28 protein-coding genes are annotated in these 26,103 nt (G+C 70.1%); 21 read left to right on the top strand and 7 right to left on the bottom strand.

Going from position 1 to position 26,103, the window contains the following annotated elements; all coding sequences use genetic code 11:
* Nucleotides 1-17 precede the first annotated feature (17 nt).
* The 10 genes from ACFV7R_RS14280 (at nt 18) to ACFV7R_RS14235 (ending at nt 8,260) form a co-directional block, all read left to right on the top strand.
* A complete protein-coding gene (locus tag ACFV7R_RS14280) occupies nt 18-905 on the top strand; it encodes a DUF5936 domain-containing protein (protein ID WP_385263466.1) in 888 nt (295 codons plus the stop codon).
* Nucleotides 906-928: 23 nt separating this feature from the next.
* Nucleotides 929-2,479 carry a histidine kinase gene (locus ACFV7R_RS14275; protein ID WP_385263786.1) on the top strand — a complete coding sequence of 517 codons (1,551 nt, stop codon included), beginning with the start codon at nt 929-931 and terminating at the stop codon, nt 2,477-2,479.
* Nucleotides 2,480-2,518: 39 nt separating this feature from the next.
* The gene (locus tag ACFV7R_RS14270) at nt 2,519-3,448 is read left to right on the top strand and encodes a response regulator (RefSeq protein WP_385263464.1); all 930 of its coding nucleotides are present in this window, start codon (nt 2,519-2,521) and stop codon (nt 3,446-3,448) included.
* A gap of 151 nt (nt 3,449-3,599) precedes the next feature.
* Nucleotides 3,600-3,797, top strand: coding sequence for a Flp family type IVb pilin (locus tag ACFV7R_RS14265; RefSeq protein ID WP_385263463.1), 198 nt, complete (start codon nt 3,600-3,602; stop codon nt 3,795-3,797).
* Entirely contained in the window at nt 3,797-4,393 is a 597-nt protein-coding gene (locus tag ACFV7R_RS14260; RefSeq protein WP_385263462.1) for a pilus assembly protein TadG-related protein, read from the top strand. Before ACFV7R_RS14265 ends, ACFV7R_RS14260 begins: the two co-directional genes overlap by 1 nt.
* Nucleotides 4,394-4,426: 33 nt before the next feature.
* Complete coding sequence (locus tag ACFV7R_RS14255) at nt 4,427-5,008, top strand: hypothetical protein (RefSeq protein ID WP_385263461.1); 582 nt, start codon at nt 4,427-4,429, stop codon at nt 5,006-5,008.
* Between the two features lie 8 nt (nt 5,009-5,016).
* On the top strand, nt 5,017-5,643 hold the full coding sequence (locus ACFV7R_RS14250; protein ID WP_385263459.1) for an OmpA family protein: 627 nt from the start codon (nt 5,017-5,019) through the stop codon (nt 5,641-5,643).
* A 1,179-nt stretch (nt 5,644-6,822) separates the two neighbouring features.
* Nucleotides 6,823-7,098, top strand: a complete 276-nt coding sequence (locus ACFV7R_RS14245) for an Arc family DNA-binding protein (RefSeq protein WP_385263458.1) — start codon at nt 6,823-6,825, stop codon at nt 7,096-7,098.
* 181 nt (nt 7,099-7,279) lie between these two features.
* Nucleotides 7,280-7,486, top strand: a complete 207-nt coding sequence (locus ACFV7R_RS14240) for a hypothetical protein (RefSeq protein WP_385263456.1) — start codon at nt 7,280-7,282, stop codon at nt 7,484-7,486.
* 165 nt (nt 7,487-7,651) lie between these two features.
* The gene (locus ACFV7R_RS14235) at nt 7,652-8,260 is read left to right on the top strand and encodes a hypothetical protein (protein WP_385263454.1); all 609 of its coding nucleotides are present in this window, start codon (nt 7,652-7,654) and stop codon (nt 8,258-8,260) included.
* Between the two features lie 67 nt (nt 8,261-8,327).
* Here ACFV7R_RS14235 and ACFV7R_RS14230 read toward each other — a convergent pair whose 3' ends face one another.
* Complete coding sequence (locus tag ACFV7R_RS14230) at nt 8,328-8,711, bottom strand: hypothetical protein (RefSeq protein ID WP_385263453.1); 384 nt, start codon at nt 8,709-8,711, stop codon at nt 8,328-8,330.
* A gap of 184 nt (nt 8,712-8,895) precedes the next feature.
* On the opposite strand from ACFV7R_RS14230, the gene ACFV7R_RS14225 reads away from it, so the two are divergent.
* Nucleotides 8,896-9,432, top strand: coding sequence for a hypothetical protein (locus tag ACFV7R_RS14225; RefSeq protein ID WP_385263452.1), 537 nt, complete (start codon nt 8,896-8,898; stop codon nt 9,430-9,432).
* A gap of 135 nt (nt 9,433-9,567) precedes the next feature.
* On the opposite strand, the gene ACFV7R_RS14220 is transcribed toward ACFV7R_RS14225, so the two are convergent.
* Nucleotides 9,568-9,759: a hypothetical protein gene (locus tag ACFV7R_RS14220; protein ID WP_385263451.1), complete on the bottom strand. Its 192-nt coding sequence runs from the start codon at nt 9,757-9,759 to the stop codon at nt 9,568-9,570.
* A gap of 132 nt (nt 9,760-9,891) precedes the next feature.
* On the opposite strand from ACFV7R_RS14220, the gene ACFV7R_RS14215 reads away from it, so the two are divergent.
* The 3 genes from ACFV7R_RS14215 (at nt 9,892) to ACFV7R_RS14205 (ending at nt 13,546) form a co-directional block, all read left to right on the top strand.
* Nucleotides 9,892-12,228: a Tox-REase-5 domain-containing protein gene (locus ACFV7R_RS14215; RefSeq protein WP_385263449.1), complete on the top strand. Its 2,337-nt coding sequence runs from the start codon at nt 9,892-9,894 to the stop codon at nt 12,226-12,228.
* Nucleotides 12,229-12,302: 74 nt separating this feature from the next.
* On the top strand, nt 12,303-13,022 hold the full coding sequence (locus ACFV7R_RS14210; protein ID WP_385263448.1) for a hypothetical protein: 720 nt from the start codon (nt 12,303-12,305) through the stop codon (nt 13,020-13,022).
* The gene (locus tag ACFV7R_RS14205) at nt 13,019-13,546 is read left to right on the top strand and encodes a hypothetical protein (protein WP_385263447.1); all 528 of its coding nucleotides are present in this window, start codon (nt 13,019-13,021) and stop codon (nt 13,544-13,546) included. Before ACFV7R_RS14210 ends, ACFV7R_RS14205 begins: the two co-directional genes overlap by 4 nt.
* A 23-nt stretch (nt 13,547-13,569) precedes the next feature.
* Here the strand turns inward: ACFV7R_RS14205 and ACFV7R_RS14200 are convergent, their stop codons facing one another.
* Both ACFV7R_RS14200 and ACFV7R_RS14195 read right to left on the bottom strand, forming a co-directional pair.
* Entirely contained in the window at nt 13,570-13,932 is a 363-nt protein-coding gene (locus ACFV7R_RS14200; protein WP_385263446.1) for a DUF192 domain-containing protein, read from the bottom strand.
* 88 nt (nt 13,933-14,020) lie between these two features.
* The gene (locus ACFV7R_RS14195) at nt 14,021-15,088 is read right to left on the bottom strand and encodes a DUF418 domain-containing protein (RefSeq protein WP_385263444.1); all 1,068 of its coding nucleotides are present in this window, start codon (nt 15,086-15,088) and stop codon (nt 14,021-14,023) included.
* Nucleotides 15,089-15,365: 277 nt separating this feature from the next.
* Between ACFV7R_RS14195 and ACFV7R_RS14190 the strand changes: the two genes are divergently transcribed.
* Nucleotides 15,366-16,238: an LLM class flavin-dependent oxidoreductase gene (locus ACFV7R_RS14190; RefSeq protein WP_385263443.1), complete on the top strand. Its 873-nt coding sequence runs from the start codon at nt 15,366-15,368 to the stop codon at nt 16,236-16,238.
* Nucleotides 16,239-16,328: 90 nt separating this feature from the next.
* A complete protein-coding gene (locus ACFV7R_RS14185) occupies nt 16,329-17,114 on the top strand; it encodes a class I SAM-dependent methyltransferase (protein WP_385263442.1) in 786 nt (261 codons plus the stop codon).
* Between the two features lie 10 nt (nt 17,115-17,124).
* Here the strand turns inward: ACFV7R_RS14185 and ACFV7R_RS14180 are convergent, their stop codons facing one another.
* Nucleotides 17,125-18,291, bottom strand: coding sequence for a winged helix DNA-binding domain-containing protein (locus ACFV7R_RS14180; RefSeq protein ID WP_385263440.1), 1,167 nt, complete (start codon nt 18,289-18,291; stop codon nt 17,125-17,127).
* A 562-nt stretch (nt 18,292-18,853) separates the two neighbouring features.
* Here ACFV7R_RS14180 and ACFV7R_RS14175 point away from each other — a divergent pair.
* The 4 genes from ACFV7R_RS14175 to ACFV7R_RS14160 all read left to right on the top strand — a co-directional run bounded on the left by ACFV7R_RS14175 (nt 18,854) and on the right by ACFV7R_RS14160 (nt 23,831).
* The gene (locus ACFV7R_RS14175; RefSeq protein ID WP_385263439.1) at nt 18,854-19,627 is read left to right on the top strand and encodes an isoprenyl transferase; all 774 of its coding nucleotides are present in this window, start codon (nt 18,854-18,856) and stop codon (nt 19,625-19,627) included.
* 314 nt (nt 19,628-19,941) lie between these two features.
* A complete protein-coding gene (locus ACFV7R_RS14170) occupies nt 19,942-21,267 on the top strand; it encodes a PhoH family protein (RefSeq protein WP_129801240.1) in 1,326 nt (441 codons plus the stop codon).
* Between the two features lie 418 nt (nt 21,268-21,685).
* Complete coding sequence (locus tag ACFV7R_RS14165; protein WP_129801241.1) at nt 21,686-22,390, top strand: transglycosylase SLT domain-containing protein; 705 nt, start codon at nt 21,686-21,688, stop codon at nt 22,388-22,390.
* A gap of 124 nt (nt 22,391-22,514) precedes the next feature.
* Entirely contained in the window at nt 22,515-23,831 is a 1,317-nt protein-coding gene (locus ACFV7R_RS14160) for an AI-2E family transporter (RefSeq protein ID WP_385263437.1), read from the top strand.
* Between the two features lie 87 nt (nt 23,832-23,918).
* On the opposite strand, the gene ACFV7R_RS14155 is transcribed toward ACFV7R_RS14160, so the two are convergent.
* Entirely contained in the window at nt 23,919-24,452 is a 534-nt protein-coding gene (locus tag ACFV7R_RS14155) for an alkyl hydroperoxide reductase (protein ID WP_129801243.1), read from the bottom strand.
* Between the two features lie 5 nt (nt 24,453-24,457).
* Nucleotides 24,458-25,012, bottom strand: coding sequence for a peroxiredoxin (locus ACFV7R_RS14150; RefSeq protein ID WP_224737606.1), 555 nt, complete (start codon nt 25,010-25,012; stop codon nt 24,458-24,460).
* Between the two features lie 134 nt (nt 25,013-25,146).
* Here ACFV7R_RS14150 and ACFV7R_RS14145 point away from each other — a divergent pair, with 134 nt between their 5' ends.
* A complete protein-coding gene (locus tag ACFV7R_RS14145; RefSeq protein WP_385263436.1) occupies nt 25,147-26,103 on the top strand; it encodes a LysR substrate-binding domain-containing protein in 957 nt (318 codons plus the stop codon).

Below are 26,103 nucleotides of genomic sequence, written 5' to 3'. Positions count from 1 at the left end.
CGGAGGGGTACCTCGAGATGGCACTTCTGCTCGCAACTCTGATGGGCCTCGGCGTCTGGGGCGTCTTCGCCGGCATCCGGATGTACCGGGCGGAGGCGAAACTGCCCGGCGACCTCGCGCTCGCCCTGGAGGTCGGCTCGACCCGCACGGGCGCGGTGGACTCGCTGGTCGACCGCCTGGGCATGCGGTACGCGCCCGCCGTGCTGCGCATGATGGGCACCAAGCAGGTCGCCAAGTACCGCCGCAAGATCGACCTGGCGGGCAACCCCGGCGGCCTGACGATCGACCGGTATGCGGCGAGGCGGGCGGTCTACGGCTTCCTGGGCGGCCTCGGCGGCCTGGTGTTCCTGCTCCAGGGCAACGTGTTCATGGCCCTGCTCCTGTTCGCCTTCGGCGCGTTCTGGACCGAGGTCGGCATCTGGTCGGCGATCCGGCTCCGCAAGGACGTCATCGAACGGACCCTGCCCGACTTCCTCGACGTCCTCGCCGTCGTGGTGAGCGCCGGCCTCGGCTTCCGCCAGGCCCTCGACCGGGTCTCCTCCCGCTACGAGGGCCCCTGGGCCGACGAGATCCGCATCACCCTCCGCCAGATGGACCTCGGCATGAGCCGCCGCCAGGCCTTCGCCGAGCTCCGGCGCAGGAACGACTCCGAGCAGGTCGCCATGTTCGTCACGGCGCTGCAGCAGGGGGAGGAGCTGGGCGCGCCGATCGTCGACACGCTGGTGTCGTTGGCCAAGGACATGCGGCGTACGGACGCACAGAACGCCCGCCGCAAGGCGGCCCGCGCCGTCCCCAAGGCCACCATGATGATCACGACGTTCATGGTCCCGGCGACGATGCTGCTGCTCGGCGCGGGCCTGTTGCTGGGCTCCGGTACGGACTTCGGCTCGATCACAGGTGAGTGACGACCATGACGACACCGCCGACGATGAAGGAGGGCGCGGGCCTTCTGCGCCGCCGCCCCAAACTCCCTGAGATCACGACGCCGCCCGCGGGGACGGTGTTGCCGGCACATGTGCGGTCGGGGGCCCCGGACATTCCGGTGACGTCGGTTACGCCGGCGTTGCCGGTGGGGTGGGTGCGGGCGGATGGGGTGAGACCTGCCCCATTGCAGGTACCGTCCCCGCCGAATGGGAAAGCCGCCGATGGCGCGGAACCCCAACAGGGGCCACCCGCACCCGACAACGAATCCCGCACGGGTGGTGCGGGTGGGAATCCAAACCCGGCCGAAGGCCGGGTGCCCCCCCACACACCCGCACCCTCCATCCAAATCAACGCCCTACAAGCAATGTGCCGGCAGGTCTTCGGCTTCCGCCTGGCCATGATCGCCCTCGCCGCCCCCGCCGCCCTCCTCAACGCCAACCCGGGCGTAGGCGCGTACCTGGTGGGCGCAGCCGTAGTAGTCACCTTCATGGCGTCGTACGTCCTCTTCAGAGACTGGGAACGCTTCGGCCCCCTCCTCCTGCGCCACCCCTCCCTCCTCGCCGTGGACACCCTCCTCGGCTCCCTCCCTCTGATCTCCGCCGGCCCCGACACCACCCTCGCCTACGTCAGCGTCTGCACCCCCCTCCTCGCCGGCCTCGTCTACAGCTGGCGAGGCGCCGCAGTCTTCGCCTCCCTCCAGTCCCTGATCCTCGTCCTCGTCCACGCCACCCTCACGGACACCCCGAACGCCGGCCCCGCCGAAACCCTCCTCCTTCCCGGCCTCTGCGTCATCGCAGGTGCGGTCGGCTCGACCCTGCGCAACCTCATGCTCCGCTTCGGCGAGGCCACCCACGCCCTGACGACGGTCCAGGCCCGCCTCGCCGTCACCGAAGCGGTGGCCGCAGAACGCGCCCGCCTGGCCCGCGAACTCCACGACTCCGTCGCCAAGACCCTGCACGGCGTGGCCCTGGCGGCCGACGGCCTGGCAGGCTCCGCCGACAAAATGGACCCCCGCCTGGTCAAACAACAGGCGGAACTGGTCGCCCGCTCCGCCCGCCGAGCCGCCGCCGAATCCCGCGAACTCCTCACCGACCTGCGTCGCGAGTCGGACCCCGACCACGGCACGGACGTACTGGTCGAACTCGCCGCCCGCACCCGGGACTTCAGCACCCGCACCGGACTCCCGGCCACCTACCGCCCCACCGGCGAACACGCGGTACCCCCCGTCCCCCCGGCCGTGGCCCGCCAGCTCCTCACCATCGCGTCGGAGGCGATGGAGAACGCCCACCGCCACGCGGCGCCCACCCGGGTCGACGTAACGGCAGGCGTACACGGCGACCTGCTCCGCATCACCGTCTACGACGACGGCCGCGGCCTGCCCCCCGGCACCACCCTCGAACAACTCCGCCGTGCAGGCCACTTCGGCCTGGTCGGCATGGTCGAACGCGCCGCCTCGGTAGGCGCCCGCATCCGCATCGGCCGCGGCACGCACCCCCGCGGCACGGAGGTCCGCCTGGACCTCCCGCTGGCAGCCCTGAACGCACCCCCAGCCTGACCCACCGCTCGTCCCCACGACCCGAGAGGAGGCCGAACGATGCCGGACACCCAGCCCCACCTGCCCCACCCCGGCTCGCCGCCCCCGCCCCCGCCTGCGCCGACGTCTTCGCCTCAGAACCCGTTCGCCGACTTCCCACCGCCCCCGCAAACGGCCCCCCTCCGCGTGGTCGTCGCCGACGACAACCCGGTGGTCCGCGCCGGCCTGACCGCCCTCCTCTCCGGCCGCGAGGACATCACGGTCGTGGCGGAGGCCGCCGACGGCCGCGAGGCCTACGACGCCGCCCAGGCCCACCACCCCGACGTGGTCCTCCTCGACGTCCGCATGCCCGGCGTGGACGGCATCTCGGCCCTCCCGTACCTCGTACGCCTGGCTCCGGTCGTCATGCTCACCTACAGCCGCGAGTCGGAGATCGTCCAGGAAGCCCTGCGCCGAGGAGCGGGTGGCTACCTGGTGCACGGCGAGTTCACGGCGGATCAGTTGGTGTCGGCGGTACGGGACATCAGGCAGGGCAGGGCCCACTTCACACCGACGGCGGCAGGCGCGCTACTGGCGCAACTCCGGCAGGAGCAAGGCGCCCCCGGCGAACCGCCACCACTCCCCGACGGCCTGGGCACGACGAATGCGACTGCAAACCCCGAAGTCGTGGCACGAACTGGAAGTTCCTCTCTCAGTCACGTACCTGCACCGCCTATTTCTCCAGAAAACCTTTCGCAGGTGCAACCGGATGTGGCACAGTCGACGTCGTACCGGTCAAGGTTCCAACTCAGCACGAGGGAGGCGGAGATCATGGACCTCATCGCATCCGGCATGAACAACCAGCAGATCGCCGCCACCTGCTTCATCAGCGAGAAGACGGTCAAGAACCACATCAACCGCATCTTCGCCAAGCTCCACAGCACAAGCCGCTCCGAGGCAGCCGCCAAGTGGCTGGGCACGGCCCCCGGTTCACAGCTGGGACTGGGGTGACCTGCGGTGACCAGTGGGGGGACGAACAAGAGGCGATGGGCCTCGGCTTGGGCCCGTGATTGGGCCCTGGGGCCCTCTGGTGGGAGGGGTGTCCCGCCGTACGTTTCCGGTATCGCAAGCGGCACCGAAGCCGATACCGGAGGGGAACACCATGAGCAACTGGATCAACACCACCGTCACGTACTTCCAGGCTCGCGCCGCCCGCAACGACAAGGGGCAGACCGCGGTGGAGTACCTGGGGATTATCGCGGTGGTTGTGGCGATCGTGCTGGCGATCACGGGTACGGACATCGGGCAGAACATCTTCAACGCGATCACCGACAAGATCACCGAGGTCACCGGCGGCTGATGCGCTCTCGTCGGTACGGCGACGCAGGGCAGGCCTTCCCCATCTACATCACGGTGGTGGCGGGCCTGCTCTTTCTCGCGTTTGCGTACCTTGCGGTCGGCCAGGCCGCGGCGACTCGGAACGAGGCCCAGACGGCGGCGGACGCCGCAGCGCTCGCAGCGGCCCAGGACAGGCGGGACCAGCTCGCGGGGCAGTGGCTGACTAACGTGCTGGACCCGAGCCTTTGGCAGGACATCTTCGACGGCAACGTGGATGGGCTCGACCCCTCGTGCGGGCGCGCCGATCAGCTCGCGGCACAGAACGGCGCCCAAGTGCAAAGCTGCGTGCCGGAGGGATTCCTGGGCTACGAGGTCGAAATCGAGACCAACGAGCCCGTAGGGGACACCATCGTGCCCGGTACGGAGGACAAGTACGCGCGGGCATCCGCCACCGCCGTCATCGAGCCTCGCTGCACGTTCGAGCTCCCGGGCGAGGGCGACGGAGGCGGCTTGCTGCCGAAGCTTACCTGCAAGGACCGGGACTGGGTCCTCGACCCGAAGAACCTCCTGGATCTCCCGGGACCAGAGGATCTCTTCGACGTCCATCTGGCCGACTGACAAGCGAACGACGAGGATGAAGGAAGCGGAGTCATGAGCATTCGGTTCACTACGAAGGCCCGCAGGAGGATGGTCGCCTTGACCGTTGCGGCCGGTCTGGCCGTCGGCGTGGCCGGCTGCGGCGGTGGTGGCGGTGAGGACAAGAAGCCGGACAGCTCGGCATCCGCCTCCAAGGAAAGTGGATCCAATCCGAGTGCTCAAGAAGGCCAGTCGTCGGAGCCACTCGCCGAGCTGAAGGGGCCCAACGGTTTGCTGCTTCAGGTCACGTTGGCCAAGCGGGACTCTGGTGGATTCGTCACGGTGAGCGGCGATCTGAAGAACGACAGTGGCAAGACGCTCACCCTTCCCGCGCAGTTGAGCGGCAATGAGACTGAGATCATTCGGAACGGCCGGTCCTTCGGCGGAGCCACGCTCGTGGACTCCAAAGGCAAGAAGCGTTACTACGTTCTTCGAGACACCGACGGCCGGCCTCTGACGACCACGGGCGTCACGACAGTGAAGTCTGGTGAGACCGTCCCTGTGTTCATGCAGTTCCCCGCACCGCCAGCCGACACGACCGAGGTGACCTTCCAGCTCCCCATGTTCGCTCCCGCGGACATCACGATCTCCGGGTGAGGCCCACCATGACCCACACCCGCCTCACCCTGGCCCTGACCGCCGCCACCGTAATGTTCGCCACGAACCTCTACGGCGCAGCGACGGCCCACGCCGACGAGAGCCCCAGCGTCCCGCCGGGCACCGAGGCCACCGCCTCCGCTCCCGTCGAAGTCGACGCGAACGACCCAGACCTGAAGATCCCCGAGGGCGCGACGCTCGCCGAGCCGAAAGTCCTGGACATCAAGCAGGTCGTCGAGGACCAGAGCGGAGACGAACGCCGCGAGGACACCAACGCGGACGTGAAGTTCGCCCTGCAGGCGGAGGTGCTGTTCGGCAAGGACAGCGCGAAGCTCAGCGGCGAGGCCAAGTCCCGTATCGCGGCGATCGCGGAGGAGATCAAGACGCAGAATGCGACGAAGGTCCGCGTCTTCGGCTTCACCGACAACCTCGGCTCGTCGGCTCACGGCGACGTCCTGTCCAGGCAGCGCGCCAACGCCGTACACGACGTCCTGGACGGAGAACTGAACGACCCGAACATCACGTTCGAGGTACGCGGCTACGGCGAGCAGTACCCCATCGCGGACAACTCGACGGAGGCCGGCCGCAAGAAGAACCGCCGGGTCGAGGTCTCCTTCCCGCGCACGGAGAGCTGAGCGAGCCCCCCGGGGAGTGCCTCGACGGGACCGACACTTTTCAGGTGACCGTCGGGGCCGCCCGCTTCTTTGCCAGTGTCGTGCTTCCACGGCCCGAGTAAAGGGCGCTCCACTCCGCTGCGCTGCGTTCCGCGTCGCCTGACGGCGATCGGCCTGCGGCCGACCCTTGACTCGGTCCGTTCCAGCACGGGTGAGAAGCGAGCGAGCGGCCCGGAAAGGCGGGTGCCCCAGGTCGGTCGGCCATGCGGGTGGGCTGGGGGGTTGGCCGGGGTCGGGGGCGCGTCCGCGCCTCGCATGCACGCCGGGTGGGCTCAGCGGCGGTCGGTGGGTGGGTGGTGACGGCCGCGCGTCGGCGGGGTGGCGGCATGCCGGGTGGGCTCAGCGGCATCCGGCCGGTAGGTGGCGGGGCGGGTGCGACAGGCGGGTGGCGGCAGGCCGGGCCGGTTCGGCGGCCGCAGCGCCGGGGCGGCGGTGGCCCGCCCTCGGATCGCTCCGGTGGCGGGCGAGGAGCAGTGATTGGAGGATCTGTGTCACCCAGCGGGCGAAAAGGCCCGGGCGTGGGTGCCTGCTTGTGGCACAGATCCTCCAATCATCTGCAGGAGTGGGGTTGGTGAGGCTCGTGTGGCGTGAGGGGACTTGGGGGCCTGGCCCACCGGCCGTGGGGGTGTCCGCCCCCGCCACCAGCTCACCGCAAGCCGCTGAGCCGACCCGGCGTCCCGCCACACGGCTGTCGCGCCCGCCCCCGCCACCCACCATCCGCAGGCCGCTGAGCCGACCCGGCGTGCCCCCACCCCGCTGACGCGCCCACCCCCACCACCCGCAAGCCGCTGAGCCGACCCGGCGTGCATGCGAGGCGCGATCGCGCCCGCCAACCCAGGCCGACGACGCAGCCGACGGAGGTGGCCGCCTGCCTCGGCCACCCGCCTTTCCGGGCCGCTCGCTCGCTTCTCACCCGTGCTGGAACGAGGCGAGTCAAGGGTCGGCCGCAGGGCCATCGGCGCAGCCGACGCGGAGTGGAGCGCAGCGGAACGCAGCGCCCTTTACTCGGGCCGTGGAAGCACGACACTGGCAAAGAAGCGGGCGGCCCCGACGGTCACCTCTGCAGCAGGTGGTCGACCTTGCCGGCCTTGATGTCCCAGGCAGCCGGCACGTGACGTATACGTTGCGCATACTCCCCTCATGCCTGACGTCATGATCCGGGTGCCTGCCGAAGTCCGCGACCAGCTTGCCGCCGTGGCGGAGGCGCGGGGGACCAGTCTGCGTGCCCTCATGCAGGAGATAGCCGCTCAGACCCTGACGCCCGAGCAGATCAAGGAACGGGCCGATCGCACTCGTGACCTGCTTGCAGAGCGGTTCGGGCACTACGTCACGGATGAGGAATCCGCAGAGATGCGGCGCAAGATGCGTGAGGCCACCGCCGCCCACAGGGCTGCCCTGGCGGAGGCGGCCCTTTGAACCACACCGAACACTACGTACTCGACAGCCCGACTCTGCTGGCCATGGGAGGAGACAGCAGGTCTCCGGGCTCATCCATGCCGCGGCGGCCAGCGACGACGTACGCCTGTGGGTGCCGGTCCTGTGCCTCCGGGAAGCTGAGCGGGAACGCACCGGAATCGTGGCTCACACGGGTGTGCTGATGGATGTGTTTCACGTCATCGACGACGCCTACGCGATGGCTGGGACAGTTGCCGAGTTGTGCAGTGGCGGAGTTGTCTTCGGTGTCGTGGCGGCCGTCCATGTGGCGCGGCCGAATCCGATGCTCCCTGAGAGGGCCTTGGCCGCCACTGTCACGCCGGAGGCCTGCGACGGACTCGGTGTCGGGGTCATGGACCTGAACCGCTGACGAGCGGAATTCGTGTCGGCGAACGGTGGCTGCCCGCAGCCACGCCATATTCGGGATGGGTCCCTGGAAGTCCCGCGGATGATAGGACGTCAGTCGTCGAGGTGGAACACGGAGATCCGCCGCGCGCACGCAACCGCAGCAGACCGACCGGGACACGGGAGCACCATGGCATCGACGACTTCGACACGCACCGCACCCACGGCACCCACGCCAGGCAGGCGCCGTACACCTCGACCGCGAGCCGGCATCGTTCTGACGGCGCTGACCACGCTGACCGTTCTGACCGCAGCCGGCTGCGGCAGCCCGGACGAGGACCAGCCGGACAGTGGTCGCAGAGAGTCGGCGGCGGAGTCCCACTCCCCGAAGCCGTCGGGCAGCCCCGCCGACCGCACCCCGTCGGCGAAGCCCTCGGTGACGGCGGCGGACGGGGACGACGTCGGTGCCTGCGCGGACGGCAACTGTGAGATCGCGGTGTCCAAGCCGGTGACGTTCCGCTTCAAGGGGCCGGCCGGGGTCGGTACGGCGACGCTGTCCGTGACGAAGGTCGGACCCAACGAGGTCGAGTACACGGTGAAGTCGGAGAAGGGCCAGGCCAAGAACGGGGCGAACGGTCCGGGGCAGGCGTGCATCACCGTTCTGCGCAGCAACGGCAGCAGCAACTCGTGCGGCGGACTGGGGGACGCCGGCCGGCCGAGCGCCCAGCCCGACGCCGTGGTGATCCAGGCGGCGACGGGGGAGGACGGTACGGCAATCCTCCACGTCGTGTCGCCCTGAGAACGCCCTTCGGGGCACTACAGCAAGTGGTCGGCCTTCATGGTGTGCCGGCAACGCCGACCGACGGTCAGCCGAAGAGGAGATCGACGTCCTTCCCGACACAGAACTGCAGGACGATCACCAACTGGCGGGCGTCGTCGATGTGTCGTTGGAGGAGCGGTTCGATGCTCCCCTCGTGCCGCTGGTCGGCGATCTGTTGCAGGCGGGGCAGGATCGCGGCGCACTGGGCCGACGAGAGGTCGGGGCCGGCGTCGTCGGGGTGATTGAGAAGCGGTGTGAGCGTGGTGGAGACGTCGCTCCAGGGACGCTGTCCACCGAAGCCGCTCATCTCGTCGAGACTGAACCCCTCGGCCTGCGCCAGCCATCGCCGGAACATCCCGAAGCCGGTGTAGGACCAGGACACGTCCGGGCTGCTGGTGTCGTCGTCTCCTGGGAACAGAACGAGCCCCACGATGTCCTCCTCGTCGACCGAGCACACAGGATCGGCCGCGGGAGAGGGCGACAGCAAATCTTGGTCGAGACAGCCGACTTGCTTGGCGAAGGTGGGGAAGCGGAGGGGAGCGTATTGACCCGCACGGGAACATCGTCACCAGGAAGAGTCCGGGAAACCACAGACCGATCGTCTGGGATCTGCCGTGAACACTGAGAAGGTCGACCATCCGCAGCTTCGTGGGTTCCAGAACGTCCACCGCCTGGAGGGGGACTGGGGTGTGATTGACGTAGCGTCTGCTCCTCCTGTCGTCCGACTAGCCGTGGCCGGTCAGGAGCCCCCAGTGAGCGGCACAACATTCGGCGGCTTTGGGGGTTCTGTGAGCGAGTATCACTACGTCTTCGTGCTCCCTGGTTCTCCCCGAGAGCGACTCGTCGGCGATATTTCGGTGGCCTGCGGTGCTGCCTTGGGGCCGGTGGATTCCGAGTTTGTCGACTATGCGGCGAACCTGGGGTATGCGGCGGTTGAGGTGGAGCTCAGTCACGAATACGAGGAGGATCACGGCATACCGTTCGATCGGTACGACTCGCTGCTCACAGTGCGGGACTTCGATTCGGACCTGGACCGCCAGGAGGCGACCGCGCGCCGGATCTTCGACAACCTCAGCGCTGTCGGCCGGTACGAGCTGATCCTCGTACGGGACCTGCAACGGCTGCTTGCCTCGTCGGGCCCCGGGCCATGAACGCGAGATCCTGCCTCGCTTCTTCCCCGGGCAGGATCGGGCCTCGGGCCCATGCTGGAGTGGTGGTCCGCCCCTGGCCTCGGCCGGGAGCCGGCATCGAGCTGGCGGCGCGGACCACGCTGAATACGGGGGGCTCTACAGCAGGTGGTCGGCCTTGCCTGCCTTGATGTCCCGGATGAGGGTGCGGAGGGCTTCGCGGGTGTCGATGAGGTAGTGGTCCTCCTGGCCGGTGACGGCGATGTAGGCGTTGCCTTCGGGGTCGGTGCCTATGCGGAAGCAGTTGTTGCCCTCGGCGCAGTAGGGGTCTTCCTCTTCGGGCTGACCCACCCGGCGCCCTTGGTTTGGGCGTGGATTTGGGTCCTCGGGCCCATGTCCGCAGGTGGCCCCCTCCCTAGCCTCTGGCGGTGAGGCAGGGGCCTGAACGTGCTCCTGCTCTGCCTGAGTTGAGGAGGCGGGGGCATGGCCTCGATCGGGGGAGTGCCGGAGTTCGGGGGTGCGGGGCCGTCCGGGCGGGCGGGGCGGCAGGGTGTGCCCGGGCCGGTTTCGGCGGCTCTTGTTCTTGTCCATGTGCTGTTCGCGGTCACCGTCGTCGGCGGGCTCGGCCTGCTCCTCACGGCGGCCTCCGTGGACGCGGTGGACGGTGGGCTGCTGGCGCAGGTCGCGTACGCGGCCACGCCCGGTGTGCTCGGGTGGTGGCTGGCCCGGCGTACCTGGGTGGGCGGGAGCTGGGTCCGGGGTGGGCTGATTGCCGTACAGGCGTGGCTTGTTCTGGGCTCCTTGTCCAACCTCACCGACGGGTCGGCCCGGGGGTTCACGCAACTTCTGCTGCCTGTCCTGATCTTGTACTTCCTTACGCGGTCGGAGAGTCGCGACTGGTATCGCCGTCCCGTATCCGATCGGCCTGGCCGCCGTCCGTTCTCCCTGGCCCGGATGATCCGCTGGCGCCGGGACGAGGGGCAGACCGCGGTGGAGTACGCGGGACTTGTCGCGGTCGTCGTCGCCATCGTCGGCGCGCTCGTCGTCAGCGGGCTCGGTACGCAGATCCTCAGCGGGATTCAGGCTCAGGTGTGCCGGGTGACCGGTGCGGCCTGTCCGGCTCCGGAAGGGGGTGGCGATGTCACTGCCGGGGACGGGGACGGGAGCGACGGCAGCACCGATGGCAACGGTGACGGCGACAGCGACGGCAATGGCAATGGCAACGGCAACGGTGACAGCAACGCCGGCAACGACGGCCCAGGCGGCGGGGACGACGACCCCTCCGCCGATGATCCCGCCCCCGACGACCCTGCCCCCGACGACCTCTCCGTCATAGACCCCGTCTCCGACGAGGACGAGATCGACGAGTCGCCGTACGAAGACCCCACCACGGGCGGTGAGGACGGGGACGACGGCGACGACGGCGAAGGGTGCTTCTCCGGGTTCGGTGCCTTCTTCGGCTGTGCCGGTGATCAGCTCCAGCAGGTCGGTGAGGGACTCTTCGTCGACGGTATCGGCGGCGACCTGGCCGGGATCTGGAACACGGTCACCAACCCGGTCGACACCTGGAACGGCCTGATGGACTACGGCCGTTCGCTGGGCGAGGAGTGGTGGGACAACACTGCGGACGCCCGCGAGATGTGGGGCGACGGCGACTATCTGGGCGCGATCCTGGACTGGGGCGGCGCCTCGCTGGGGACCGGCGGCACGGTTCTGTTCGACATGTTCATCGGCGACGACGTCGTGGACCAGTGGAACAGCGGTAACGAGACCCGCGCCGTCACCACCGTCCTCTGGAACGTCGGCTCGCTGTTCATTCCCGGCTACAACGTCGCGAAAGTCGCCGAGAAGGCCGGTGCCCTCGGCAAACTGAGCCGCCTCGCCGACAACGCGGCCGAGGCGGCGCAGGACGCGCGGCGGGCCGCCAGGGCGGGTGACCTCGACGCGCTGGAGGACGCCGCGAGGCGGGCCGACGAGGCGGCGGACGAGGCGGAGGAGGCGGCCCGGAGGACGGGCTGCACCATCTCCGCTCCGGTCCGGGACGTCCCGTACGGCACGGCCCCCGGCCTCAGCGGTGACGCCGGTTCCGGCACCACCGTCCTTGCCGCCGCTCAGGCCACCGCCCCCACGGTGTTCCGCACGGAAGGCGGCTGTGACGAGGAGGCCAGGGAGCAAGCCCGTCAGGCCCGCGAGCAGGAGCGTCAGGCCTATCTGGAGCGCAAGCGCGCCGAGGAGCCGGAACGCGCCCGGCGTGCCCTGGAGAACAGGCGGGAGTATCCCGAACCCGAACACGGCGACACCGGCGACCCACGCAACTACAACCCGCCCGACTGGGCCGACGACCTGGAGAGCCGCACCTACGGTGACGCCGACGGCGGCGACGGGTTCTGGGCCGGCCGGGACCGGAACCCCGAGCCCAACTGGCGGAACGAGTCCTGGCTGCGCTACCAGGAGCAGGTCACCGGTACCCAGCGCGGATACGAGTACGTCGTCCCGCATCCCGACCCGGACGTGCCGGACGTCGAGTTCGACGGCTGGGACGCCTCCCGGGGGACGTATCTGGAGGCCAAGAACGGTTACGACAGTTTCCTGACCGCCGATCGGACGGAACTCACCCCGTCCGGCCGCGAACGGCTGCTCACCGAGGCCCGCCGGCAGTCCGAGGCCGCGCGGGGCAGGGGCATCGAGTGGCACTTCTCCAACCCGGAGGTGGCCGACGCGGCGAGGGACGCGTTCGAGGACGCGGGCCTGGACATCGAGGTCGTGCACACCGCGCCGCAGCCGGTCGCCGGGGACCGCAGGCCCGAGGCGTTCAACTAGGACTCGGTAGCCGGGCGCGGACGCATCGGCGCCATACAGTGGGGACAGCCCGTACGAGGAGGCAGGTGCAAGGCATGCGACGAGTGGTGCGGGGCTTCTGGGGGCCCCGGCAGGAGTCGGTCGAGGAGCTCGCCGGACGCTGGAGCGCGACGTTGGACCGGTTCGCCCGGCTTCTCCCGGAGGCCGGGGCGGCGGGCGCCGGCGCGGAGTGGACGTGGCGGACCGTTCCCGCATCCGGGCCCTCCGTGGACGTGCGGTCGGACGCGGCGTCCCTCGCGGGGGCGCTGCGTACGGCGCAGGCGGCCGACGACTGGTCGGCGGCGAACGGCACCTCTCTGCGGCTGCTCGCCGACAGCGCTCCGGGCTGGAAGGCGGAGGTCGCCGGACTGGCGGGCGGCACCCCGGAGTTCCTGCTCCAGTCGCTGGTGGTCACGCTCGTATCTCCCGACGATTCCCAACTCCCCGACGCCGGACTGCTCACGGCGGTCGCCGAGGCATGGCAGCCGGACTTCGGCGACGTCGGCGACCGGGCCGTGACGGCCGCCCTGAAGAGCGAGGCCGGCTTCAAGGTCGGTACGCCGTCGGTGGGATGGGCCGGCTTCCTGTCCCCGGGGAGAGCGGCCCGGGTTCCCGACGGGCTCGCGGCCGTCCGGAAGGAACTCCCGGACGCCGGTGTGCTCCTGGAGATCGCCGCCCCCGGTGACACCGAAGCGGTGGTCGCGGCCTACCGGGCGCTGAAGGAGGCCGGAGCCCTGGAGCCGCTGCCCCGCCCGATGGACAGGCCCGTGCTGTGACCGCCCGCTTCGGGGAGGGTTTCGACACCGCGCGGGCCGGGTCCGCGATCGAGGCGCTCCTGGCCCGCCCCCTGCCGGCGGCTGGACCGGTGGTCAGCGAGGACGAGCCGGTCACGGGCGAGTGGGCCGTGACCGGAGGCGAGGGTTTCCTGATCGCCCCGCTCTGGGAGAGCGGCGATTTCACGGGGCTGTACGCGCCCGAGTGGAACCAGGCCGCGGATGCCGCCGAGGCGCATCTGTCGTCCCTCGTACGGCAGCTGGACCGCAGGTGGGGGCCTCATCGGAAGGTGAGCATGCGGGTGCCGCTCTTCCGGAGGCTGGCCGGCGAGGCCATGCCACCGCTGTTTCACACGCTGAGTCACAAGGACCTCTTGGGCGACCTGGCGGTGTGGGGACCGGTGACCGCCGGCCCGGACGCCGCCCCGCGCTGGGTCGCGGTCTCGCTCAACCAGTCCGACGGCGACGCCCCGATGATCATGATCGTGGTGGTCACCGACCGGCCCATCACCGAACTGGAGGAGTAGGCGCGAGACGAACGCCGCGCGGGCTACCCACCCTCCAGTGAAACCCGCACCCCCACCCGCACCCCCCACCCCGCCATGACCCCCGCCTCCGCCTCCAGCACATGCCGGGAGCGGAGCCGCGGCAGGCCCAGGCGCCACGGTTTCATCGTGTGGACGGCGACGACGGTGAGGTCGCGGTCGAGGTAGGCGACGTCGATGGGAATGCGCATGCGGAAGGTGTGGACGCTGTTGGCGGGGGAGAGCAGGATCGCGCCGTCCAGGGAGTCGCGACCCAACAGCCCTTTGGTGCGGGCCCGGTAGGACGTCGCGATCTCCAGGGGGACCGCGGTGGGCGTTCCGTCCCCGTGCACGATGAGTTTGCCGCGTCCGTCCCGCCAACGTCCCATGCTCAAGGCCACCTCCGTCGTCCGCACTCCGGGTGTGCGGACCGACCGTATCCGCCGGAGGACGATCCCCACCGGCGGATCGGCGATGTCAGCGGCGCAGTACCCCCCGTTGCACCGACTCCAGCGGGCCCTGGGAGAAGCGGCGCAGCCACAGGGTGGAGGCGGCGACGAGGAGCGCGCAGACGGCCGCCCACAGGGTCATCACCCACCACGGCCCCTCGTCCGCGAGCCGCTCGGCCAGGCCGAGGCCGAGGCCGTAGCAGGCCAGCATGCACAGCAGGTTCTGCAGGACGTAGCAGGACAGGGCGGTGCGGCCGACCGACGACAGGCCGTTGGTCAGGGGAGTGGGGAGCCACCCGCGGTCCAGCACGACACCGATCAGGCCGATGTAACCGAGGGCGACCACGGGGGCGGCCACATAGCGGCCGAGGAAGAAGAAATCCTCGCCGCCCAGGGTGAGGGCCGCGTTGAACGGGATGCCCAGGCCCAGACCCCAGACCGCCATCCGGGAACGCAGCTGACGGCCCCGCTCGGTCGCGGTGAGGGCACCGGCGCGGTGGAGGTGGACACCGAGCAGGAAGAGGAAGACCAGCAGGCCGAAGGAGATCACCGGCTCCAGGCGCAGGGAGATGGCGTTCTCCAGGCGGAAGGCGATCTGGTCGAGCCAGCTGCCGTGGGCGTAGAGGTCCACGGTCTCGGCGGAGACCGACGCCTCGTCGGAGGCGGAGTCGGAGGTCAGCAGGGCGAGGGTGATCAGCGACATCAGGGCCACGTGCAGGCTCACCGACGTCCACAGCACCGCGCGCCGTACCCGCTCGGAGCGGGCCAGCAGCCGGGCGACGAGCAGGGCCGTGACGGCGTACCCCATCAGCACGTCGAAGCCGAAGACGAGGACGAAGTGGAGCGTGCCCTCGGCGAGGAGGAAGAGGGCGCGGGGCCGGTAGCCGCCCGGCCAGGGGGTGCCGCGGCGGGCGGCGGAGTCGTACTGGATGGCCAGGCCCACGCCGAAGAGGATCGTCAGCAGTGCCAGGAACTTCCCGTCGGCGAGAAACCGGAAGAGCGCCTCCGCAGGCTCGCCCAACGGGTCCGCCGTGGCCGCACCCTGCAGAAACGCCCACTCGGAGCCCGGGGTGGCGAAGATCCACACGTTCGTCATGAGCGTGCCGAGGATCGCGGCCCCGCGCAGGACGTCCAGCAGCGGCAGCCGGGCCGGCGGGGAGGTGTGGGGGGGAGGCGGCGTCCACCGACGCGCGCAGGCTGTTCGACATGACACCAGGCTCGCGGAGCGTCGCGGCACAATCTTCGTGCCGCCGGACGAAACCGCCGTACATCCTTCGATGCAGCGCTCGGGACGCGGATCGGACATCGGTGAGGTGAGCCGTGCGCGGCGCGTGGGGGTGTTGGGGCGGGCGTCCGCTGGATAGGAAGAGGACATGACCGAACTCGGCGCAGTGTTCCGTCCGCAACTTCCTCCTGAGCGGCTGCGTGCCCTCGCCCGTCTCGCCGACGAGACGGGGCTCGACGAGCTGTGGCTGTGGGAGGACTGTTTCCGTGAGGGCGGGATCTCCACGGCCGCGGCCGCCCTCGCCTGGACCGAACGGGTACGGGTGGGTGTCGGCCTGCTGCCCGTGCCGCTGCGCAACGTCGCCATCACCGCGATGGAGGCCGCCTCGCTGCACCGTATGTTCCCGGGCCGCGCGATCCTCGGCGTCGGACACGGGGTGCAGGACTGGATGGGGCAGGTCGGGGCGCGCGTCGAGTCGCCGGTGACGTTGCTGCGCGAGCATCTCCTCGCGCTGCGGGCTCTGTTGAGCGGGGAGCGGCTCACCACCGAGGGCCGGTACGTCATGCTCGACGACGTCGCCCTCGACTGGCCGCCGCAGACCCCGGTCGAGGTGCTCGCCGGCGCCACCGGCCCGCGTACGCTCCGGCTCTCCGGCGAGGCGGCGGACGGCACGATCCTCACCGCCGCCACACCGCCCGAGGGCGTACGCCGGGCGCGTCAACTCGTCGACGAGGGCCGCAAGTCGGCCGACCGGACCGACCCGCACCGCATCGTCGTCTATCTCCTCACCGCCACCGGCCCCGACGCCGCCGCCCGGCTGCGCGCCGAACTCACCGCCGAGGGTCTCGCCTCCGTCCCCGACCTCGGTGTCGCCGGTGACGCGGCCACGGTCGCCGAGGCCGTCCGACGCCTCGCCGAGGCCGGCGCCGACTCGGTGATCCTCCAGCCGACGGCCGACGAACCCGACCCCGAGGGCTTCCTGCGCCTCACTGCACGGGAGGTGCGGCCTCTGGTCCCGTAGGGCCGCGGCGCGGGCACGGGCGCAGCAGGCGAGGATCTGCTGCCGAAAAATCAGCAGCGGCCACTGACAACGCTTTGCCACGATCAGCGCATGGATCACGGCCAGCGCACTTTCGAGGAACTCGTCGCCGAGGGGGCCTCCGTCCCCACCGAGGGCTGGGACTTCTCCTGGTTCGAGGGCCGGGCCACGGAGGAGCGGCCCGTGTGGCGGTACGCGGAGTCGACGGCCGGGCGCCTCGGCCGCGCGAGGGCCGCTCTCGACCTCCAGACCGGCGGAGGCGAGGTCCTCGACTTCGCCCTCGGTGCGGCCCCGCACCCGCCCCGCCTCACGGTCGCGACGGAGGGCTGGCCGCCGAACGTCGCCAAGGCGACCGCCCTGCTCCGCCCCCGCGGCGTCGCGGTCGTCGCCGCGCCCGAGGACGCGCCGCTGCCCTTCGCGGACGCCGCCTTCGACCTCGTCGTCAGCCGCCACCCCGTACGGCCGCACTGGGCCGAGATCGCCCGCGTACTCGAGCCCGGCGGCACGTACTTCGCCCAGCACGTCGGCCCGGGCAGCTGCTACGAACTCGTCGAGTACTTCCTCGGACCGCAGCCGGAGGACAACCGCAACGGCCGCCACCCGGACCGCGAACGCGCCGACGCCGAGGCCGCCGGCCTGGAGATCGCCGACCTGCGCGCGCAGCGGCTGCGGATGGAGTTCCACGACATCGCCGCGGTCGTCCACTTCCTGCGGAAGGTGATCTGGATGGTGCCGGACTTCACCGTGGAGGCCTACGAGGACAAGCTCCGCGCCCTGCACGAACGCATCCGCGCCGAGGGCCCCTTCGTCGCCCACAGCACCCGGCACCTCTTCGACGCCCGCAAGCCCGCCGCCTAGGCAGGCCTGTTCACGCGTGCGGCCCCGTCGTCACCTCGCCGACCACCAGGTCCGCTCCGGCCGTCGCCTCCAGCACCTGTGCCACCCGCTCGGCCTGCTCGCCCAGCTCCCGCTCCTGTCGCGCCGTCAGCCGGCCCAGTGGCTCCACCGTGATGGTCGTACGCCGTCCCTGGCGCCGCTGGTGCCAGACCCCGGCCACCACGCCGTCCACCAGGAGCACGGGATGGTTGCCCGCCTGGCCGCGGGCCAGCGCCCGCTCGTAGGCCGGCCCCGGGAACAGCAGCTCGCGCGGCTGCGCGGCGATGGAGTAGGCGTCGAAGTACGGCAGCAGGCGTACGCCCCGCACCGGGCCCTCCGGGAACGCCGTGTCGCCGGCCGCCACCCACGCGCGCGTGCCCTCGAAGAGAACCTCCTCGATCTCCCCGGCGGCGGCCAGCGAGGCGAACAGCTCGGCGGCCCAACCGGCGGGCGCGGCCAGCCACTTGGTGAAGTGCTGTGGCGTGGCGGGCCCGTAGGCGTGCAGATAGCGGCGTACGAGGGTGCGCACCGCCTCCTCCGGCGGCAGCGGCGTGAAGCGGGGCGGGCGGGTGTACGTCGTCCGGCGTCCGCGGTTGGGGCCGAAGCACGCGGCGCCCGACTGGCCGGCCCGGTGCAGCACCGTCCGCCAGCGCGGCCAGAGGTCCTGGAAGGCCGGCATCACCCGCTCCCCGGCCCAGGGACCGGTGCGCGCGACGATCTCCTCGCCCAGCTCGTCCACCGTGAGGCACACACCGGTGAGCGCGTCGCCGATGGCCGCCACGACCTGCTCGGCCTGCTCGTCGGTGAGCCGGATGTCCGGAGGGAAGTCGCTCGGCCCGGTCGGCACCGCGGTCAGCGCGGCACTCCAGACCGGGAGCTCGCGGGCGTCGAGCAGATGCACCGTCCCGCGCGGGCCGTACGTCTTGACCAGCGACCGCTCCTCCCACAGCGCGGTGCGTACGTCCGCCCGGGTCACCCCGGCGGCCCGCGCCCCCACCGACAGCTCGGCCGCGGACAGCACCTGAGCATGCGCCCCGAGCATCGCGGCGACGACGTCGGCGACCGGCGTACCGGCCGCAGCGGGAATGGCCAGTAACTGTCGTTCGAGTCGCCGCGCGCTCGCCCGGTCCCATGTGATCCCTCTGCTCCTCACGCTCATGTGAGGCACGCTAGGGCGGTACTAGGCCGGATGCTGTCCTCCATACGGGCCACAGAGTTTTCACATCGTTATCGGCATCCCCTGGTTTCACTTCGGCACCTTCACGTAAGTTCAGACCAAGGTAATTCGCGTGAGCAAAGCCGCGCGGGCCGCGCCGCGCAGTGGAGGGGGCTGCGCGGTGCCCTGTACGTCAAGCCTCCGTAGGTCGTTCGCCCATCAGAGGGACGCCCCGGATTCAGCCATGAATCGGCTGTGAACCCCCTGTGAGCCGCGCATTCCGCGGCCACCGATGCGTCGCCGGACGATTCCGGAGAGTAGTTATTGCGCGCCGATGCACGCAGCATCCCTTACGAAGGGTTATGGTGGAAACCCCCCCTCGGGCCGGTCCGTCTCCCCCCCACGGACCGGCCCGTTTTTTCTGCAGGCGGGGGTGCTCCTCTTCTGCGGAGGCGGGGCGCCCCGCGTCCGCGGCCCACTGCACGCCCGCCCAACCCCCGCAGCGCCCCGCAGGGGTAGGCTTCGCCCGCGGGGACCGCCACCGTACGGAGGGGCTGACAATCACGTGAACCTGCGCGACAAGCTGCGCGGCCTGCTGGTCAGGCTGTACGCACGCCGGGTGGAAGGCCACCTGGACCACGCTCAGGTGCCCAAGCACATCGGCGTCATCATGGACGGCAACCGGCGCTGGGCGAAGGCCGCGGGCTCCACCACTGTTCACGGTCACCGGGCCGGCGCGGAGAAGATCGAGGAGTTCCTCAGCTGGTGCTCCGAGACGGACGTCGAGGTCGTCACCCTCTGGCTGCTGTCGACGGACAACTTCGACCGCCCCCAGGAGGAGCTCGTCCCGCTGCTCGGGATCATCGAGGACGTCGTGCGCACCCTCGCCGCCGACGGCCGCTGGCGCGTCCACCACGTCGGCACCCTCGATCTGCTGCCGCAGCAGATGCAGACCACCCTCAAGGAGGCCGAGGAGGCCACGGCGCACGTCGACGGGATACTCGTCAACGTCGCCATCGGCTACGGCGGCCGCCAGGAGATCGCCGACGCCGTCCGCTCGATGCTGCTCGACGCCGCCGACAAGGGCAGGTCCATCGAGGACGTCGCCGAGACCGTCGACGTCGACATGATCGGCCGGCACCTCTACACGGGTGCCCAGCCCGACCCCGATCTGGTGATCCGCACCAGCGGTGAACAGCGGCTGTCCGGATTCATGCTCTGGCAGACGGCCCACTCGGAGTACTACTTCTGTGAGGTCTTCTGGCCGGCCTTCCGCAAGGTCGACTTCCTGCGCGCCCTGCGTGACTACGCGGCGCGCCACCGCCGTTACGGCGGCTGACGGACGTACCCCCGCAGCAGCGGACGTACCCCGCTTCACGAGGAGTTCACCGGGGCGCCGTCATATGCCGTGGCATGGCAGCGCATGTTCGAGGGCATAAGGCAATCAGGTCGACACCCGAACCACGGGTGTCGGATCTCAGCGGGCGGCACGGGGCCGTCCGCCCGGGAGGCCCTTTGCACCAGCCCGATCGTGCGGTCACAGCACGGACGAAGCAACGTGAGGGCCGGTTCTCGGCCCGTGCATCGGAGCCGTCGACCGGTCCAGATCGTCTCCGTCGCTCCCCGACCTCATCCGAGGGGGTACGTCCTTCCGTGGTGACCAGCACAAAGCGCCACAAGCCAGACCGGCGCACCTATGTTCTCGACACCAGCGTCCTGCTGGCCGACCCGAACGCCCTGAACCGCTTCGACGAGCACGAGGTCGTGCTCCCCGTCGTCGTGGTCACGGAGCTGGAGGCCAAGCGGCACCATCCCGAACTCGGGTACTTCGCCCGGCAGGCACTGCGCCTGCTCGACGACTTCCGGGTGCGATACGGCCGTCTCGACGCCCCCATCCCGATCGGGGACCTCGGCGGCACCCTGCGTGTCGAGCTCAACCACTCGGACCCCAGCGTGCTGCCCACCGGCTACCGCCTGGGGGACAACGACTCCCGCATCCTCGCGGTCGCCCGCAACCTGCAGGCCGAGGGGTTCGACGTCACCGTGGTGTCGAAGGACCTCCCGCTCAGGATCAAGGCGTCGTCGGTCGGCCTCCTCGCCGAGGAGTACCGCGCGGAGCTGGCCATCACGGACGCCTCCGGCTGGACCGGAATGTCCGAACTGACCCTGCCCGGCGAGCAGGTGGACATCCTCTTCGAGGAAGGCCACGTCTACGTTCCCGAGGCCGCCGACCTGCCCGTCCACACCGGTCTGACCATCCAGTCCGAGCGCGGCAAGGCACTCGGCCGGGTGACCCCGGAGGGCAACGTCCGGGTGGTGCGCGGCGACCGGGAGGCGTTCGGGATCAAGGGACGCAGTGCCGAGCAGCGCATCGCGCTGGATCTGCTGCTCGACCCGGACATCGGGATCGTGTCGATGGGCGGCCGGGCCGGCACCGGCAAGTCGGCGCTGGCGCTGTGCGCGGGTCTGGAGGCGGTCCTGGAGCGCCGTCAGCACGAGAAGATCATGGTCTTCCGTCCGCTGTACGCGGTGGGCGGGCAGGAGCTCGGTTATCTGCCCGGCAGCGAGGCCGAGAAGATGAGCCCCTGGGCTCAGGCGGTCTTCGACACGCTGTCCGCGGTCACCAGCCGCGAGGTCATCGAAGAGGTCACCGCGCGCGGGATGCTGGAGGTGCTGCCGCTCACGCACATCCGCGGGCGGTCGCTGCACGACGCGTTCGTGATCGTGGACGAGGCGCAGTCGCTGGAGCGGAATGTACTTCTCACCGTTCTGTCCCGAATCGGCGCTAATTCACGGGTCGTTCTGACCCATGATGTGGCGCAAAGGGACAATCTGCGCGTGGGGCGGTACGACGGTGTCGTCGCCGTCGTCGAGAAACTGAAGGGGCATCCGCTCTTCGCGCATGTCACGCTGACGCGGTCCGAGAGGTCCCAGATCGCGGCGCTTGTGACCGAAATGCTGGAGGACGGGCAGATCTGACCCTCGCGTCCCATCTCGGGGCGGTTACGCGGTAGTTGGCGCCGTCCGGCAAAGGCTGAGAGCCTAGTCGGGCGGCGCCTTCGCGCGTCACGGTTTCTCAAAAATCCCAGGGCCAAACAGGATGTGAGCTTTCACACGCAACTCAGAATTGCCACCCGCCGTCCGGTTACGGCAGAGTCTCACTCCTGTCAGGCCCCGCATACGACACACCTGTACCCCCAGCGGTACGGCACAACAGAAGCACACCGCTAACTCCATAGCTCCGTCGTATGCCGCCCGAGCACCATGCGGCGCTCCCCTGCGGGGAGTTGCCCACCGGGCCCGCGCCTCCCGTGACCCGCAGTTGGGGAGGCCAGTGCCAGGGGCACGATTGCGTCCGCCAGGGTCACCGAAGCGGGCGATGCTGGAAGGAAACCGTGTGAGCCGGATTTCGGTCCGGGGATTCGCAGTGGCCTCGGCCACGGCGGTCACCGCAGTCGGAAGCGTCGTCGGCGTTGCCTCGGGCAGCACCGCGCAGAACAACGACGCCGAGGCGGCGGCAACCGACCTGACGCTCCTCGCGGACATACCCGCGGGCCAGCAGGCCCAGGTGCAGACCGCGTCCCTGACGCAGCAGGCCGACGTGCAGGCCATCGCCGCCGACGCGAGCGCCAAGAAGGACGCCGAGGAGGCGGCCCGCAAGGCGGCCGCCGAGACCGCGATCGCGAAGAAGGAAGCCGCAGAGAAGGCGGAGAAGGCGGCCCAAGAAGCCAAGGAGCGCGAGGAGGCGGAGCAGGCGGCCAGCCGCGACGCCGCCCGGGACGCGTCCGACTTCGCCGTCCAGAGCTCGTACACCATCGCCGAGATCCAGTCGATGGCGGCCTCGATGGTGCCGAGCGGGCAGTTCCAGTGCTTCAGCAACATCGTGGACCACGAGTCCGACTGGAACTACCGGGCGGTCAACCCCTCTTCCGGTGCCTACGGCCTCTTCCAGGCGCTGCCCGGCTCCAAGATGTCCTCCGTCGGTTCCGACTGGCAGACCAACCCGGCCACCCAGATCAAGTGGGGCCTCAACTACATGAACGAGCGCTACGGCAGTCCCTGCGACGCCTGGGCGTTCTGGCAGGCCAACAACTGGTACTGAGCCGACCCCCGCTCAACTTTTCCGAGCCCCTCACCGTCCTTCGGTGAGGGGCTTCGGCCATGTACGGTCTGAAAGGACGACTCCAGGGGGAGCGGTGGGGACAGACGGGGAAAAGGGACGGATCATGTCGCGAGTGCCACAGTGGCTGAGCCGGCTCGGGACCCGGCTGGCAGACATGGGCCAGCGGTGGGAGGAGCGCCGGGCCGAGGCGGAGAAGAAGCACGCCGAGCCCGAGCCGGAGCCGGCGGCCGCCGCGCAGCCGTCCGCACCCCACGAGCGCGCCGCCGCGCCGACGGTCGTCCGGCCCGATCCGGCGCAGGCCGTGCCGTGGGGTGTGCGGGTCGCCGCCGAGGCCGGGTGGCGGCTGCTGGTGCTGGCGGGCACCCTGTGGGTGCTGATGCGGGTCATCAGCGCCGTACAGCTGCTGGTGCTGGCCTTTGTCGCGGCGCTGTTCATCACTGCTCTGCTGCAGCCGACGGTGGCGCGGTTGCGGCGGTACGGGGTGCCGCGCGGGCCGGCCACGGTGCTCACCGCGATCCTCGGCTTCGTCGTCATGGGGCTCATCGGCTGGTTCGTGACCTGGCAGGTCATGGAGAACATCGACAACCTCTCCGACCAGATCCAGGACGGCATCGACGACTTGCGCCGGTGGCTGCTCGACAGCCCCTTCCACGTCACCGACAAGCAGATCAACGACATCGCCGAGAACCTGCGGGAGGCGGTGGGGGCGAACACCGAACAGATCACGTCCGCGGGGCTGGAGGGCGTGACGGTCGTCGTCGAGGCGTTGACCGGGATCCTGCTCGCGGTCTTCTCGACGCTGTTCCTCCTCTACGACGGGCCGCGCATCTGGCAGTGGACGCTGAAGCTGGTGCCGGCGGCAGCGCGGTCGGGAGTCGCCGGGGCGGGACCCCGGGCTTGGCGGACCTTGACGGCGTATGTGCGCGGCACGGTGGTGGTGGCGCTGATCGACGCGATCTTCATCGGCCTGGGGATCTACTTCCTGGACGTCCCGATGGCCGTGCCGCTCGCCGTGTTGATCTTCCTCGGCGCCTTCGTCCCGCTGGTGGGTGCGGTGGTGTCCGGGGCGCTGGCGGTCGTGGTCGCGCTGGTGACGCAGGGCGTCTTCACGGGCGTGATGACGCTGGCCGTCGTCCTCGCGGTCCAGCAGATCGAGGGGCACATCCTGCAGCCGTTCATTCTGGGGCGGGCGGTGCGGGTGCATCCGCTGGCCGTGGTGCTGTCCGTCACGGCCGGGGGCCTGGTGGCCGGGATCGGCGGCGCGGTGGTGGCGGTGCCGTTGGTGGCGGTGACCAACACGGTGGTCGGCTATCTGCGGTCGTACTCCCAGGAGGCGCTGCGGAACTCCCCTCAGCCGCACGGCGCGACGGCGACGTCCCTCGCTCCCCCGCCGCCCGATTCCCCGTCGGACGCGCACTGACCGTCTCCGCAAGCCTCCCGCGGCAACGGACAGGGCCCCGCCCACCACGAAGGTGAACGGGGCCCGCACACGGGGGGCTTGGTCCGGCTACTCGGCCAGGACCGCCTCGGCGTCCAGCGTGACGCCGACCGCCTGGACGACGGAGGCGATCTTGAAGGCCTCCTGGATGACCTCGCGGTCGATGCCGGCCTTGCGCAGGACCTGCTCGTGCGAGTCGAGGCACATGCCGCAGCCGTTGATGGCGGAGACGGCGAAGGACCACAGCTCGAAGTCGACCTTGTCGACACCGGGGTTGCCGATGACGTTCATCCGGAGGCCGGCGCGCAGGGTGCCGTACTCGTGGTCGGACAGCAGGTGGCGCGTGCGGTAGAAGACGTTGTTCATCGCCATGACCGCGGCCGCGGCCTTCGCCGCCGTGTACGCCTCGGGCGACAGGTTCGCCTTGGCCTCCGGCTCCAGCTCGCGCAGGACGATGGGGGAGCGGGAGGCGATGGCGGTCGCCAGCACCGTGCCCCACAGCTGCTGCGCCGGCAGCTCGGAGTTGCCGATGACCGAGCCCAGGTTGAGCTTCAGGTCCTTGGCGTAGTCCGGAATCGAGGACTTCAGGGAGTCGAGGGACATGTCAGTCACTCACCGGCCAGCAGCTTGACCGGGTCCAGGGTCTCGTCGCCCTTGCTCCAGTTGCACGGGCACAGCTCGTCCGTCTGGAGGGCGTCGAGGACCCGCAGGACCTCCTTGGGGTTACGGCCGACCGAGCCGGCGGTCACCATCGAGAACTGGATCTCGTTGTTCTGGTCGACGATGAAGACGGCCCGCTTGGCGAAGCCCTCCTCGTCCTCGATGCCGAGGTCGCGCATCAGCTCGTGCTTGGAGTCGGCCATCATCGGGAACGGCAGGTCACGCAGGTCGTCGTGGTCCTTGCGCCAGGCGTGGTGCACGAACTCGGAGTCACCGGAGAAGCCGAGGACCTGGGCGTCGCGGTCGGCGAACTCCTCGTTCAGCTTGCCGAAGGCCGCGATCTCGGTCGGGCACACGAAGGTGAAGTCCTTGGGCCACGCGAAGATCACCTTCCACTTGCCCTCGTAGGTCTTGTGGTTGATCTTCTCGAACTCCTGGCCCTGCTCCAGCGAGACACAGGCAGTCAGTTCGAACTCGGGGAACTTGTCACCGACAGTGAGCACTAGCTCTCCTTGCAGCGAAGAAAAGCCCATTGTGTGGGCGTTTCCCATGGGGTTGGACGTCGGTGATCGTGGCACAACGCGCATTGATTACGGAAATAGCTACACTCAGTCGGATTGATCGGAGGTAGCTATCAGTGACTGTCGGTAACGTGAGCAAGAGGCGACAGCCCAGTCTTGCCCAGTTGCGTGCCTTCGCCGCCGTGGCCGAGCATCTGCACTTCCGTGACGCCGCCGCCGCGATCGGCATGAGCCAGCCCGCCCTCTCCGGCGCCGTCTCCGCCCTGGAGGAGGTTCTCGGTGTCACCCTCCTCGAGCGTACGACCCGCAAGGTGCTGCTCTCGCCCGCCGGTGAGCGGCTGGCCGTACGGGCGAAGGCGGTGCTGAGCGAGGTGGGCGCCCTGATGGAGGAGGCCGAGGCGGTGCGGGCGCCCTTCACCGGGGCCCTGCGGCTGGGCGTCATTCCGACCGTCGCGCCCTATCTCCTGCCGACCGTGCTGAGGCTGGTGCACGACCGCTATCCCGACCTCGACCTCCAGGTGCACGAGGAGCAGACCGCCAACCTCCTCGAGGGACTCACCTCGGGCCGGCTGGACCTGCTGCTGCTCGCCGTGCCCCTCGGGGTGCCGGGAGTGTCGGAACTCCCGCTGTTCGACGAGGACTTCGTGCTCGTCACACCGCTGGACCACTGGCTCGGCGGGCGGGAGGGGATTCCGCGGGAGGCGTTCAGAGAGCTCAACCTGCTGCTGCTCGACGAGGGGCACTGCCTGCGCGACCAGGCCCTCGACATCTGCCGGGAGGCGGGGCGTGAGGACGCGCCCGTCACCACCACGGCCGCCGGGCTGTCCACCCTCGTCCAGCTCGTCGCCGGTGGGCTCGGGTGCACCCTGCTGCCGCGTACCGCCGTCAAGGTCGAGACGAGCCGCAGCAACCAGCTCCTCACCGGCTACTTCGCCGACCCCGCGCCGACCCGGCGCATCGCCCTGGCCATGCGCACCGGCGCGGCGCGCGGCGGTGAGTACGAGGAGCTGGCGGCCGCACTGCGCGAGGCACTGCGGCCGCAGCCCGTACGGGTGGTGGACGGCGCCGACTGA

This window comes from Streptomyces sp. NPDC059866 (assembly GCF_042731325.1).
Classification (GTDB): Bacteria; Actinomycetota; Actinomycetes; order Streptomycetales; family Streptomycetaceae; genus Streptomyces; species Streptomyces flavusporus.
Note: the sequence above shows the minus strand (reverse complement) of the source record. Positions and strands in the feature narration are given on the sequence as shown.